This is a genomic window from Idiomarina baltica OS145 (assembly GCF_000152885.1).
GTDB classification, from domain to species: Bacteria; Pseudomonadota; Gammaproteobacteria; order Enterobacterales; family Alteromonadaceae; genus Idiomarina; species Idiomarina baltica.
Map to the genome: position 1 here is coordinate 55,227 of NZ_AAMX01000001.1, position 13,521 is coordinate 68,747.

Sequence of the window (13,521 nt, forward strand, 5' to 3'; positions counted from 1 at the left end):
TTAATAGGGCCTTGGATGAAACGGTAAAAAGCCTGCATACGCCGCGATCACCATGAGCAGTAAAACGATCGCGGCGATACCCACCCGACGTCCTAAATAACGCGACATCGGCGGTTTTTCTGGGTCATTGCTCAACATCACGAACAGAGCGCGAAATAAATTAAAAATCATATAAAGAAGAAGCGCGACAATAATGAGTTTGAAAAGAAGTAACATAAAAATCCCCTTAGTAGCGTCAATAGTTACTGTGATTGCTATTGCCATTTTGGTCAAGTTGGGATTCTGGCAACTCGATCGCGCTCAACAGAAACAACAGCTGTTCACCGATTTTGCGCAGGCACAAAATCAGCAGGCTCGCCCACTGACAGACAGACTATCGGATCGCAACTCCCTAAACCGCTTCGAGTTAATTAGCGTTACAGGCCAAATCGATACTAAACGCTACTTTTTGCTCGATAATCAAATGGTTGAAGGGCAACCTGGTTATCACGTCATTGCTTTACTCAAAAGCACTCAATTAAGCGAGCTGTTACCTGTTAACTTAGGTTGGATAGCGGCGCCACGGTCCCGCTCAGAAATTCCAACCGTCGAGTTACCGCAACAGGAATTAACAATAGAAGGTTTAGTTCGCATCCCTCAGGCGAATCAATTTATTTCTCAAGTATTTGAGGAGCAACACACGAAATGGCCAAAACGCGTCCAAGAGTTTATCCCGCAAACCATTAGTGAGCACACGGGGATAGCGCTAAAACCTTATGAGCTATTGTTGGTTTCGCCACAACTGAAAGGTTTTCGGCAACAGTGGGAGCCTCAAGTCATGGCACCGGAAAAACATCAGGCTTACGCGGTACAATGGTTTTCACTCGCTATTGCCTGCTTAGTGGTATACCTTGTAGTGCTATACAAATTAAATAAATCAAAACAAGAGGAGACACCATGAGCTCCCTCACACGCTCACAACGCACGTTGCTCATTGTTATTGCAGTATTCGCTCTGCCCGTCATAGGCGCATGGCTGACCCTTAAAACACACTGGTATCAGCCCGCTACCAATAAAGGCGTGTTGCTTGAGCAACCGCTCACGTTATCGCAACTCGAAGTGTTACCGGAAGGTTGGCGCGTCGCTTATCGAATGCCGGACGAGTGCAGTCAGCAATGTAAGAATACATTATATGTGCTGGGTCAACTCGATGTGGCTTTGGGAAAAGATAGCGACCGCGTGACCCCCGTCGTGCTATCACCACACACGGTGTCCAAACAACGCGAGTTGCCTCATTGGCAGGATATTGTAGCCATACAGTCACCCGAGATCATAAACGCCGTTAAGGTCATTCCGTCAGATCATGTATTTATCATCGATCCACAAGGCCACGTCATGCTGCACTACCCCACTTATGCCGATCATGAAACGATGGTTTTAGAAGGCAAGAACATCTTGGCTGACCTTCGCAAAATGTTAAAGCTTTCTCGGATTGGGTAGGATTGACTCATGCGTACACTCGTTAAAATCAGTTTGCTTTTAGCATTTTGTGTAATTGTTCTCGGTGCTTATACCCGACTTACCGAGGCGGGTTTGGGGTGTCCTGACTGGCCTGGCTGCTATGGGTTTATGAGTGTTCCTACTCAAGAGCATCATGTTGCTGAAGCACAAATGCGTTTCCCTGATGCGCCGCTTGAACACCATAAAGCATGGAATGAAATGATTCATCGCTACTTTGCTGGCACGTTAGGTCTTTTAATTCTAGTCATCGCTGTCGGCTCAGTATTAAAGAGGCGTTCTACGTTCGACTCAAAGTCAACGCCTAAGAAGTTACCTTTGTTTATTTTGCTATTAGTCATATTCCAGGCAACGCTTGGCATGCTCACTGTCACAATGAACCTGCAGCCACTCATTGTCATGGGACACTTGCTCGGTGGCTTTAGCGTACTGTCGCTGTTATTTCTGCTATCACTGCGTTTAGAACCCTACCGATTGGGAGGAGGCGACCCGGAGCTACGCAAATATCGTGGACTGGCACTATTTGCGTTGTTAGTCGTTATCGGACAAATAGCGCTTGGTGGGTGGGTTGCCGCAAACTATGCGGCAGTCGCCTGTACCGAGCTACCCGTTTGTGAGGGTAATTGGACTTCTCAGCTCGATTTTGCGGGCGCGTTCAGTGTACCTGAGGCAACGAGTTATCAATTTGGCGCCCATGATTACGACGACCGAATGACGATGCACATCATGCATCGTTTTGGTGCGATCTTTACTACACTGGTATTAGCTTGGCTATTATTTAAATGTTGGCGCAAAGCTCAGTCTGGCTTTTTTAGACGCTCATTAGCTTGGGTAGCCTTATTACTCACAGTCCAGATCAGCCTTGGCCTTAGCAATGTAATTTACAGCCTTCCTTTACCGGTCGCTGTCGCACACAACGCTGTGGGTGCGCTACTACTGCTGTCACTCGTTGCACTCAATTATAATCTTTCACGCAAAGCGTAAGAGGTGTTTATGCAAACCATAACAAGCCATAAAAAGCTCGAACACCCCATCATCAAATGGCGCGAATATCTAGAGCTCACAAAGCCACGGGTCGTCGCCATGCTACTTCTGACGGCGGTGGTCGGCATGTGTTTGTCGACGCAGAACGCGTTGCCCGTTTGGACTCTGATTCCGGCCCTCGCGGGTATTGGTCTAATGTCTGCCGCCGCAGCGGCGATTAATCACTTAGTCGACCGCCATATTGATGCCAAGATGGCGCGAACCTTACGTCGTCCGCTACCACAAGGAAGTCTCTCACCAACGCGTGTATTGACCTTTGCTACGATCCTGGGGCTCGTAGGTTTTGTCATGTTATACGCGTGGGTAAACCCACTAACAGCTTGGTTAACCTTTGCCAGTATGGTGGGCTATGCAGTGGTCTACACCATGTTTTTAAAGCGCGCCACGCCACAGAATATTGTGATTGGTGGTTTGGCAGGTGCAGCGCCACCGCTGTTAGGTTGGACAGCCATGACCAATGAGATCCACGGTTTTGCGATTCTTTTAGTCATGATCGTGTTTACCTGGACACCGCCCCATTTCTGGGCACTCGCCGTGCATCGAGAAAAGGACTATGCGCGAGCTAAAGTCCCAATGCTACCGGTCACCCATGGCGTCGAATTTACCAAGACTTGCATCTTTCTATACACTATTTTGCTATCGGTGGTATGTCTTCTGCCTTATCTCGTTGGTATGTCAGGCGTGCTTTATCTGATTGGATCAACCGCTTTAAACATGATCTTCTTGGGGTATGCATGGAAGCTTAAATATGCACCGGAAAAAAATACGGCATATAGCATGTTCACCTTCTCCATTTGGCATCTGATGTTAATGTTCGTCATTCTCTTAGTTGATCATTATTTGTAAGGACATACCATGCAATCGCGTTGGCTTATAATTATCGGTGGAATATTGGCAGCCGCTGCCGGGGCTTTGGCTTTTATCACAATGCCGCAAGAAAAGCCGGAAGCCTTGGTATATGATCCACCAAGGGCACTTGCTCCTTTTAAGATTGAGTCCACGGCTACTGGTGGAACCGTTGATAACGAAGCGTTAAAGGGTCAGTGGACATTACTTTTTACGGGCTACACCTATTGTCCGGATATTTGCCCGACCACGCTTTCTTCTCTAAAAACAATTCTGCCCCAGTTGCAAGCTCATGCTGATGTCCCGGTCAAAGTTTGGATGATCTCCGTCGACCCTCAGCGAGATTCACTGGCGCGCTTAACGGAGTACACGGGTTACTTCGGTAGACATTTCGTTGGGGTGCGCGCTGAGCACCCACAACTGTTCCCATTTGTCAGAGATTTAGGGTTAATGTATTCAGTTCCTGAAGAAGGGGAAACAAATTATTTGGTCAATCACAGTGCAGCGATTATTTTGGTGAATCCTAACGGGAGGCGGCTCGCTATCTTTAATGCGACTCACGAGCCGGGCGCTATTCCAACAGTCGATATGGAACAGCTAGTACGCGATTTTGCTATATTAGCGGGCTAGTCGGGCCAGTTACCCTGACTATCGGGACGAATGAGCGCCACCGAGAACCAATGATAACCACCACTGGTACTCGGAGCTGTGCAATTGATACGAGAGCGTCCCATAGGGATGTCGTTCTTAGGTGTCACGCTAAATTGCATTTCAGAGTCCCAATGCGGCTCAAGCACATCACTTCCTGCAAAACAGCGCAATGCATTGGTGTTCATTCCCTCTTTCTTACTAAGTTCGACGGTCACAGTCGGGCGTGTTTCGGAATGTGAAACTAACGGATCTGCTGGCGTATAATGAGTTACAGGCATAGGTAAACTATTCAGTTTGACCGCCAACGTCTCTAAGTTAGCGTAGCGTCCTGATGCTGGAAAACGTGGGATCGCTGTGGTCGGACTCCATTGACTCCAAGCACCTGAATGCTGAGCAAACCCTTTAAAGCCCCAGTCTTTTAGTAGCTTCTCAAGCGCCGGCGAATATTCGCCGTAAGGATAGGCAAAGTACTTAGGTTGTTCACCTAACTGAGTATCAATCGCTTGTTGCGCTGAAACAACATCCTGTTTCATTCGAGCCTGCCATTGCGCCTCTGATTCATTGTCTTTGCGACGAATTAAGTGAGCATGAGTCTGTCCATGGTTCACTATGGTCGCGCCTTCTGCATCAATTGTTTTCAACTCCTGCCAACTCATATAGGCCGATGGATGCGCTTCAAGTAAATCAGGATTAACGAAAACAGCGTACGGATAATTATACTCTGTAAGTATCGGATGAGCGTTTTCAAACACATTGTCGTAACCATCATCAAAAGTAATAACGACGGTCTTGGCCGGGATACTTGCCCCCTCGTCTACCCATGTTGCGGCTTGCTCGATATCAACAACATTAAAGTTATTGTCTTTCAAGTACTTTAAATGTTGCTCGAACTGTTCTGGTGTAATCGAGGTCACCGCTGGGGTGCTATCAGAGACATGATGATACTGAAGAATATGTACCCCCGGATAATAATCATTAGATGCCATGGCATCCACTGTAAAACTAGAGAGTGCGATAAGAGCCAATAAACCTGTGATTAATTTCATCAGACTATCCAGAAAGTTGCTGGTGAATGTTACATTAATGCCAGTCTACATGATTTAGTTGGAATTCGCTTAATGCAAAAGTTGTTGGGCTTTGCGCGCGCCGATCATCGTCGCGTATTTGCAATCGCGTTACCCATGATGATATCGAATATCGCTGCACCGCTTTTAGGGCTAGTCGATACGGCAATTATCGGGCACTTGCCAAACAGCGTGTATCTCTCGTCAGTTGCGATTGGCGCCATGGTCGTCAGCTTTATATATCTACTTGCGGTATTTCTTCGTATGGCGACAACGGGCGCTATTGCCCAAGCCTTTGGCGCCGATGATCAAACGGAACAACATCAACTGTTCACCCATGGGATTCTCACCGCCTTAATACTGGGGGTGGTGATCATTAGCTTGAGTCCCTTTATAACTTCAGTGTCATTGTGGCTCGTCGCACCAGACCCAAAGTTACTCAATTACGCCACGGACTATATTCAAATTCGATTATGGTCAGCGCCAGCGGCGCTCACAACACTGATCTGCCTGGGTGTTTTACTCGGTCGTCAAGATAGTCGAAGAGCGATGTGGTTAGTGATTATTACTAACTTCGTCAACGTCGTACTTGATCTCATCCTTATCGTCGGCTTAAACATGAATGTTAGAGGTGCTGCATTAGCATCGCTCTGTGCTGAGTGGACAACAGCTATCGTAGGCTTCTATTGGTGTCGTCACACCTTAGGTTGGCAGTTGAGCAAGGCACGCATTGTTGCCAGTAAATTAAGCTTGTTCTTACAGGCTAACGGCAATATTTTTGTTCGTAGCCTGACACTGCAACTTTGTATGGCGATGATGACGGGCTATGCCGCACGCTACGGCACAACCATAGTGGCTGCCAATGCAGTATTAATGCAATTCTTAATGCTAATATCACTTGGGCTTGATGGCATAGCATATGCTGTTGAGGCGTTAGCCGGTGAAGCCAAAGGACGAAATCGCCCAAATCAAGTACGCTATTGGTGCAGGATCACACTGTTGTGGTCAAGTCTGTTCGCGGCCGGCTATTCACTCGTATTTTGGTTGTTGGGGCAGCAAATTATTGGCTTGATTACTGACTTATCAGCAGTGGTGGATACGGCAATGCGCTATTTACCGTGGGTGATCGCACTACCGTTGCTTGCACATTGGAGCTATTGGCTGGATGGTGTGTTTATCGGTCTAGCATGGTCAAAAGCCATGCGAGATACCATGTTGCTTGCGGCTATTACTGGTTTTATCCCGATTTGGTGGCTAAGTAAGCCACTCGAGAACCATGGTTTGTGGCTGGCTCTGAGTGGCTTTCTCATTATGCGTGCTGTTTACCAGGCGATTTGGTTACTGCGCAGGAGTCGCAAGGTCGTCTAGTAAAATAACTTGTGGAGGTGTGCCACCACCGTCAGCATCTACCGCGATAACTGTATAGATACCACCACCTTCTAAGTTGAATAATACAGGACCAATTGCTGCAGTCTTAGTGCCTGCTGCAGTGACAGTCGCGTAGTATTCACCTGGAGTGACTTGTAAGCTACCTGTTGACACCAAGCCTTCAACATCAAAAGGTACATCGGCAACAACGGGATCAGCATCGCTAATATCTTCAGCTGCGGTCAAATAGATATCCACGTTACCCGCTGAAGGAGACGCGTGCACCACTTGAAGCTGCGCGGCCGTTGCAATACTACGACGTTGCTCAGTTAATGCCTGTAGCGCTAAGGTATCGTCCCCTAAGGCACCGACGGCATAAATGCTATAACTCATTGTCGCTTCTAACGAGAACTCGATATCATCTAACACTTGGGGCGTGCCACCTGTTGCGGCGACATCGATCAAATAGTCACCTTCTGCGACGTTGATATAGTCAGTGGCTGATTGGAACGCAAGATCAGTGATTTGCGGATCGGCTGCGTTATTCAGCGTTACATCAACATTTGGTGCGTCAGCAGCGGCGTGAATAACACGTACATCCGCTCCTGCGTTTGCGTCAGGAACTAAAACCGTACCGTCACCCGTTGCAATCTGCAGCGTCACAGGTGAATCGCCTGTTGCTGTATTATCTGTTGCAGCCACGATATAGTCACTGCCGTCGGGAAGCGTAATGGTACCCGAGTCATAGACCACGGTTGTTTCACCTACTGGGGTTAGACGAACACGATAGTCACCGGCTTCAACCGATACTTGACCTGAGTCATCACTAAACTCCAATGTGGCCGCGGGCGATGCGTCGGCAAGTGCTGCGTCAGGCGCTGTCAGATAGACATCAACTCCGGGGGCGTTATAAGCTGCATGGACTACTTGAATGCGGCTATTGCCACTCGCAACGTCCGACACTGGATTACTAATGACTAAAGGTTCGAGACTTTCATCACTCACATTACCCACGGCAAATATTTCGTAGCGTGTGTCTGCGTTAAAAGTCAGGTCCGCCGGTCCAATGACTGCAGCTGTCGATTGGTCGGGTAAAATGCCCTCAACCGTTATCGAATACTCACCTTCTTCGACTTCGATAACGCTGGAGCTGGCTTGATAAGGTACGTTTTCTAAAAGCGTTGTATCTTCTGCTATTACATTGACGCTCGGCGCATCAGAGGCTGTATGATGCACGCGTACGAAACTACTTTCTGGTGTGGGGTCGACAACTACTTCATCGTCGTTGTCATCGTCATCTAACCAACATCCCGACAAGACAAGCGTCGGCAAAAGTAGTACACTGAGTTTAGTGATTCCTCGCATTGTAATTTCCTCGTAATGATTAGGGCAAATATCACTACGAACTATGCAAATGCGAGGGATCACATTTGCTTAACAAATTTTGTAAAGAATTTGTAAGCTTGTATAGCTAGAATGATCTAGTAATACGAGTGTTCACCACGTTCATGTTCAGTCACATCTCGGACGCCCGTGATCTCATCTGGGAAACGCTCGATGAGTTCTTTCTCAATACCGTTTTTCACGGTCACGTCGATCATGCTACAGCCGTTACAACCACCACCAAATTGTAAGACCGCTTTACCGTCCTCGGTGATTTCAGTCACTAAAACATGACCCCCATGATTGGCAAGCTGAGGATTAATTTCCGCTTGAATCACATATTCCACACGGTCAATCAGAGGCGCGTCGTCAGCCACTTTACGTGCTTTAGCGTTAGGCGCCTTCAGTGTCAATTGTGAACCAAGTTCTTGTTCCTCAAAATCAATCACAGCGTCTTCTAAAAACGGCGCGCTTCCTGAATCAACGACTGCGTCGAAACCGTTAAAAGGAAGTCGTTCATCATCTGGCTCAACTGAGTCGGGTGGGCAGTAAGATACACCGCACTCAGCATTCGGCATCCCAGGATTAACAACAAATACGCGAATGTTTGTGCCTTCGGGCTGATCAGCTAACAACTTACAGAAGTGCTTTTGTGCAGATTCCGAAATGCGGATCATAATATCACCGTTCCTATACTTGAGTAATTTACTAGGTTTTATTCTAACGCAGACACTGCCAAAAGACTAGTGTTCGAGCGGGACGCTCCTAGGTTATACGCCAGACTCCAAACATCAACTGAACGCGCACCAACGGCATGTAGTGCCTCACTCGCAGCGCAAAAACTTGCGCCTGTTGTGCAGATATCATCAATTACCGCAATCGACTGACCCGATAATTTGCGATTCGCCTTAATAGCTCCTATTCGACTCAGCCAGCGCTGTTGTCGACTGCGATACTTTTGCTTGTCCAAACGTTTTATCCATAGCAAGCCACGTTTGGCAACCGGGATCGAAAGTAAACGTCCGCAATGGTGAGCAATCAAGCCGGCGGGATGAAAGCCTCGTTTTAACCAATCCTTGTCAGTACTTGGCATAGCGACTAAATAGTCAGGCAAAGGCATGCTGTGATAGCGATAGGTAAGCAAAACCTGTGCGCTCAGTTGTAATGCCAATAGTCGAGCCCAGTGACTGTTTCCACTCTCCTTAAAGCGATTGATTAGCCAACGTATTGACGTGTGATATCGCCAAACTGCGATGCAAAGCCGCTGTCGACGGAAGCAACGCTCTCCATGCGGTGGTGCATGTTCCAACAACAAGTGCCGAAAGGAACGAGGGCACATTCTGGGCAACTGCGCACTGCAAATAGTGCAGATTCCGGTTAGCGAGTTCGTTGGTTGTTGGCAAAAGACACAATCATTGAATTGCAGTATGATGGCGAGGTGATTAAGGCGAGATAGCATAGTTCATCAATATCGACAAAAAAAGAGAAACATAGTGAGTATTGCAATAACACGACAGGGGCAAGGGGAAGATTTAGTTGTACTCCATGGCTGGGGTATGAATCGTCACGTATGGAGCTTGATAAAAGACGAACTCAGCAAACACTTCAATATATGGCTGGTCGATCTGCCAGGCTTTGGTGATAGTCATGAAGAAACCCTATCGAATTCCGTCGATTCCATCGCTGACCAATTGCTATCTTCCCTACCTCAACGTTTCCATATATTGGGCTGGTCAATGGGTGGATTAATAGCCACGTCGTTAGCTACCCGACACTGCCAGCGCGTCGATAAATTGATCACCGTAGCGTCATCCCCTTACTTTCTGGAGTCGAGTGATTGGCCAGGCATCAAGCCACGATTAATGACCCAGCTAGAAACCGATTTACAAAATGATTTTCGTAAAACGGTGGAGCGCTTTTTATCACTCCAAGCGATGGGCAGTAAAAATGCAAAGCAGCAAGTAAAGCAACTCAAACAGTGGTTATTTGAATCCCCGTTAGCCTCTGAAGAAACATTGCTTACCGGACTGAAATTGCTTGAAAAAACTGATCTTCGCAACACTCTCAAGCATATTCAAGCGCCTATGCTACGCATGTATGGTCGACTTGATGGGCTGGTACCTATCAGCGCTTGTCAGGCGATCGAGCCCTTAGTTCCACAGTCCACGTCCTACGTATTTAATGACAGCGCTCACGCGCCATTCATCACCGAACCCGAATTGTTTATCGAACGCCTGATAAGCTTTATCAAAGGCTGATTAACGTTGGCATTGTGTGCAATACACCGTACTGCGCTGGCCTAAACGAATTTCTCGCAATGGCTTTTTACAGACCATGCACATTTTTCCGCCACGCCCATAAACCTGAAGTTTTTGGGCAAAATAACCGGGGGAACCATCCACTCGAGTAAAGTCACGTAACGTCGTGCCCCCCTGCCGTATCGCCTCAGCTAATGTCTCTTTGATGTGCTTAACCAATCGTTCATAGCGCACTTTACTTATTGCTCCAGCGGCGCGCTTGGGATGAATACCTGCTTTAAAGAGCGCTTCATTGGCGTAGATATTACCCACACCAACCACTTGATGGTTGTCCATGATGAACGTCTTTATCGGTTGCTTTTTGTTGCGTGATCGCTCGAATAGATAATCTGCATTAAATTCATCCGTCAAAGGCTCGGGTCCAAGCATCGCTAGCAGCTTATGCTCGTCAGCATTCGTTTCAGTAAATAATAGGGCGCCAAACCGACGCGGATCGTTGAGCCGCAAACATTGTCCCGTCGTGAACTCTATTTCGATGTGGTCATGCTTAACGCGCGGTGTTTCAATCGGCACTACGCGTAGCTTTCCTGACATGCCGAGATGCAAAATGAGTGTGCCCTGCTCAGTTTCTAGCAGTAAATATTTCGCTCGTCGACCACGCGAAGAAGACGGCTTCCTTCAACGTGATGAACTTGGTCAGGCACAGGCCAGCGTAATCGTGTATCGTGAACATTAACACGCTCAATTTTATGCCCTTCAATATGCGGGGCTATCCCCATACGACTCACTTCAACTTCTGGTAATTCTGGCACAATGAGGCTCCACTAGTTACTAGGAATTAGAGACGCGCGAGTTGCGTTTTCTATTAAATATAATTGTCCTTGCTGCGGCAGCCTAAGCATTACCGTGGGTTTATCATAAAGCTCAACTTCAGCATAATTATCGTTGCCAAAATACAAAGTCACGATGACTGGATCGCCTTGAGGCCTCTGGCTTGTCGCTGAAATCGCCAACTGTAGCCATTGATTAATAAGCGCCAACACTTGCTCTTGGGATTGAATACAATCGCCTTGGCAGGTCCATTGCTGCTCCTTCAGTTGGTATTTTGAGCCTGCAAATTCGATTCCTGTGAGTTCATCTGACTTGCCCATCAACGACTGAGTGGGTCCCGAGCTTATCTTGGTATTCGGATTTGGAAAAGCAAACCAAAAAGTCGCCACGATGATAAGTACCACGTAAACGATGATATTATTCCAAGTGCTTTTTTTAAATGTGAGTCCAAAAAACCGTCGCTTTTCGTTAATATCCATAGACTCTCTTCGACAAAACAATTGTTGATATCACAATAATACTTTATATTCTCGCCGCTTATCTTATTTAATCATGGCTATGGAAAAAATATCCCATCACATTGACTCGATAATCGACGCGCTCGTTGAGCGTGGATACGCAATTATTCCGAGTTTTTTACCCCACGCCGTCGCAGAACCACTGTATCAAGAAGCGAGCCAAATTGCCTCAGCTCATTGGCAAACCGCTGCCATTGGACGCGCTCAAACACATACCATTAATACGATGGTTCGTAACGATAGGATTATTTGGCTAGACGATAACAGCACTTACGGCGCCCCCTTCCTGAATTTAATGGAACAGTTACGACTCGCTGTTAACCGCACGCTCTTTATGGGTTTGTTCGACTACGAATGTCACTTAGCTCACTACCCTAAAGGCGCGTTTTATAAAAAACATCTGGACGCGTTTAAAGGTAAAAGTAATCGCAAGTTAACCACGGTGCTGTATCTTAACCCCAAGTGGAGCGAGGCCGATGGCGGCGAATTAGTAATGTACGGAAAGCGCGGTGAGGTGTTGGAAAAAGTGTTACCAAAACGTGGCACATTAGTTGTGTTTTTAAGCGACCAGTTTGTACACGAGGTACTTCCTAGCCAAAAAGATCGTTTCAGTTTAACAGGTTGGTTCCGGTTAAACGCCAGCATCTCCGGCATTATCGATCCACCACGCTAATCTAGTCGCGCATGTAGCATAAATTTTAGATATAAAAAAACCGGCGTAGTAGCCGGTTTTTTGCGAAACAAAACCAAATTACTTGATTTTTGCTTCCTTGAAGATCACGTGTTTACGAACCACTGGATCGAACTTTTTGATCTCCATTTTCTCTGGCATGGTGCGTTTATTTTTGTCTGTAGTATAGAAATAACCTGTACCAGCAGACGACACCAAACGAATCTTATCGCGCATAATATCTGTTCCTTACACCTTGATACCACGGCCGCGGAGATCCGCTAATACCGAGTCAATACCATTTTTATCGATGATACGCATACCTTTGGTAGAAATGCGTAATTTTACCCAACGCTTCTCGCTCTCAACCCAGAAGCGGTGAGTTTGTAAGTTTGGTAAAAAGCGACGCTTAGTCGCATTGCGTGCGTGCGAGCGGTTGTTACCGACTACCGGACGCTTACCTGTAACTTGGCATACTTGTGACATGTCTCTACTCCAAAATTGCTGCAAGCTCGCCTGTCGCCCAATTTGACCTTGCCTAGAAATCCGAGGGCGCATTTTATACAGCAAACAGGCCCGCTAATCAAGCTAAAACGGCGGTTTTTTGATCTCTTTGATCGTTCGGGCGCAATTTTACGCTATCTTGCAATAGATCTCCAGTGATTATTAAATAAGCCCTCTTTCGGCAAATGACACAGGATCACCACTACCGATCACGAAGTGATCAAGCAACGCAACGTCAACCAGGGCGAGTGCTTTCTGGAGTCTCTCTGTTACCCGTTTATCCGCCTGGCTCGGTTCCGCCACTCCCGATGGGTGGTTATGCGCCAGGATAACGGCAGCCGCATTATGCTGCATGACAAGTTTAAGCACTTCACGCGGATAAACTGGAGCAGCATTAATCGTACCGTAGAATAGCTCTTCATAACGCAACAAACGATGTTGGCTATCAAGCAATAGCAGTGCAAAAACCTCTCGCCGCTGATGACGCAACTGAGTTGACAAATACTCCTTCACCATCGATGGTTCAGTAAATCCGTCCCGCCGCGAAAGTTGCCAAGCTAAGTAGCGTTTTGAGAGTTCGAGTACCACTTGTAGCTGATTAATCCGCGCGGGCCCTAGCCCTTTTACAGCCATCAGTTGCTGGTTCGAGGATGTCAGTAATGGGCCAATCCCGTTGAATTGCACGAGCAGCTGTCGTGCAAACGTAACCACGTCCAAACCTCGACAACCACTCCCCAATAAGATCGCCAACAGTTCCGCATCTGACAGCGCACTAACTCCAAACTGCTGTAACTTTTCCCGGGGTCTTTCAGACTCAGGCCAAGACTTTACACTCATTGATTCAGCTCCGCTAAAATACTCGAGTGTAGCCTTACAGACTACCGCCT

The 13,521-nt window shown here is 47.2% G+C and carries 17 protein-coding genes and 1 pseudogene; 8 read left to right on the plus strand and 10 right to left on the minus strand.

Annotated elements, in window-relative coordinates; all coding sequences use genetic code 11:
- Positions 1–216, minus strand: coding sequence for a DUF2909 domain-containing protein (locus OS145_RS00250; protein ID WP_006953847.1), 216 nt, complete (start codon positions 214–216; stop codon positions 1–3).
- On the opposite strand from OS145_RS00250, the gene OS145_RS00255 reads away from it, so the two are divergent.
- From OS145_RS00255 to OS145_RS00275, 5 genes are read left to right on the plus strand one after another with little or no spacing between them, the layout of a single operon-like run.
- Entirely contained in the window at positions 194–940 is a 747-nt protein-coding gene (locus tag OS145_RS00255) for an SURF1 family protein (RefSeq protein WP_040487462.1), read from the plus strand. The two genes, OS145_RS00250 and OS145_RS00255, sit on opposite strands and share 23 nt — an antisense overlap.
- Positions 937–1,479, plus strand: coding sequence for a redox-active disulfide-containing membrane protein (locus tag OS145_RS00260; protein WP_006953849.1), 543 nt, complete (start codon positions 937–939; stop codon positions 1,477–1,479). Before OS145_RS00255 ends, OS145_RS00260 begins: the two co-directional genes overlap by 4 nt.
- Positions 1,480–1,488: 9 nt before the next feature.
- Positions 1,489–2,481, plus strand: a complete 993-nt coding sequence (locus OS145_RS00265) for a COX15/CtaA family protein (protein ID WP_006953850.1) — start codon at positions 1,489–1,491, stop codon at positions 2,479–2,481.
- Between the two features lie 9 nt (positions 2,482–2,490).
- Positions 2,491–3,387, plus strand: a complete 897-nt coding sequence (gene cyoE / locus OS145_RS00270) for a heme o synthase (RefSeq protein WP_006953851.1) — start codon at positions 2,491–2,493, stop codon at positions 3,385–3,387.
- Between the two features lie 9 nt (positions 3,388–3,396).
- The gene (locus tag OS145_RS00275; protein ID WP_006953852.1) at positions 3,397–4,017 is read left to right on the plus strand and encodes an SCO family protein; all 621 of its coding nucleotides are present in this window, start codon (positions 3,397–3,399) and stop codon (positions 4,015–4,017) included.
- Here OS145_RS00275 and OS145_RS00280 read toward each other — a convergent pair.
- The gene (locus OS145_RS00280; protein ID WP_006953853.1) at positions 4,014–5,084 is read right to left on the minus strand and encodes a polysaccharide deacetylase family protein; all 1,071 of its coding nucleotides are present in this window, start codon (positions 5,082–5,084) and stop codon (positions 4,014–4,016) included. The two genes, OS145_RS00275 and OS145_RS00280, sit on opposite strands and share 4 nt — an antisense overlap.
- A 72-nt stretch (positions 5,085–5,156) precedes the next feature.
- Here OS145_RS00280 and OS145_RS00285 point away from each other — a divergent pair, with 72 nt between their 5' ends.
- Positions 5,157–6,470, plus strand: a complete 1,314-nt coding sequence (locus OS145_RS00285; protein WP_006953854.1) for an MATE family efflux transporter — start codon at positions 5,157–5,159, stop codon at positions 6,468–6,470.
- Here the strand turns inward: OS145_RS00285 and OS145_RS00290 are convergent.
- From OS145_RS00290 to OS145_RS00300, 3 genes are all read right to left on the minus strand, one after another.
- Positions 6,441–7,835, minus strand: coding sequence for a DUF4397 domain-containing protein (locus OS145_RS00290; RefSeq protein ID WP_006953855.1), 1,395 nt, complete (start codon positions 7,833–7,835; stop codon positions 6,441–6,443). The two genes, OS145_RS00285 and OS145_RS00290, sit on opposite strands and share 30 nt — an antisense overlap.
- A 116-nt stretch (positions 7,836–7,951) precedes the next feature.
- Entirely contained in the window at positions 7,952–8,530 is a 579-nt protein-coding gene (gene nfuA, locus OS145_RS00295; RefSeq protein ID WP_006953856.1) for a Fe-S biogenesis protein NfuA, read from the minus strand.
- A 38-nt stretch (positions 8,531–8,568) separates the two neighbouring features.
- Positions 8,569–9,024, minus strand: a complete 456-nt coding sequence (locus OS145_RS00300) for a ComF family protein (protein ID WP_006953857.1) — start codon at positions 9,022–9,024, stop codon at positions 8,569–8,571.
- Between the two features lie 322 nt (positions 9,025–9,346).
- On the opposite strand from OS145_RS00300, the gene bioH reads away from it, so the two are divergent.
- Complete coding sequence (gene bioH, locus OS145_RS00305) at positions 9,347–10,111, plus strand: pimeloyl-ACP methyl ester esterase BioH (RefSeq protein ID WP_006953858.1); 765 nt, start codon at positions 9,347–9,349, stop codon at positions 10,109–10,111.
- Here the strand turns inward: bioH and mutM are convergent.
- Both mutM and OS145_RS00315 read right to left on the minus strand, forming a co-directional pair.
- Positions 10,112–10,923: pseudogene (gene mutM, locus OS145_RS00310) on the minus strand (bifunctional DNA-formamidopyrimidine glycosylase/DNA-(apurinic or apyrimidinic site) lyase).
- Positions 10,924–10,935: 12 nt separating this feature from the next.
- Positions 10,936–11,421, minus strand: coding sequence for a hypothetical protein (locus tag OS145_RS00315; protein ID WP_006953861.1), 486 nt, complete (start codon positions 11,419–11,421; stop codon positions 10,936–10,938).
- 79 nt (positions 11,422–11,500) lie between these two features.
- On the opposite strand from OS145_RS00315, the gene OS145_RS00320 reads away from it, so the two are divergent.
- On the plus strand, positions 11,501–12,133 hold the full coding sequence (locus tag OS145_RS00320; protein WP_006953862.1) for a 2OG-Fe(II) oxygenase: 633 nt from the start codon (positions 11,501–11,503) through the stop codon (positions 12,131–12,133).
- A 78-nt stretch (positions 12,134–12,211) separates the two neighbouring features.
- On the opposite strand, the gene rpmG is transcribed toward OS145_RS00320, so the two are convergent.
- From rpmG to radC, 3 genes are all read right to left on the minus strand, one after another.
- A complete protein-coding gene (rpmG, locus tag OS145_RS00325; protein ID WP_006953863.1) occupies positions 12,212–12,367 on the minus strand; it encodes a 50S ribosomal protein L33 in 156 nt (51 codons plus the stop codon).
- 12 nt (positions 12,368–12,379) lie between these two features.
- Complete coding sequence (gene rpmB / locus OS145_RS00330) at positions 12,380–12,616, minus strand: 50S ribosomal protein L28 (protein WP_006953864.1); 237 nt, start codon at positions 12,614–12,616, stop codon at positions 12,380–12,382.
- Between the two features lie 180 nt (positions 12,617–12,796).
- Entirely contained in the window at positions 12,797–13,471 is a 675-nt protein-coding gene (gene radC / locus OS145_RS00335; RefSeq protein ID WP_040487498.1) for a RadC family protein, read from the minus strand.
- Positions 13,472–13,521 lie beyond the last annotated feature (50 nt).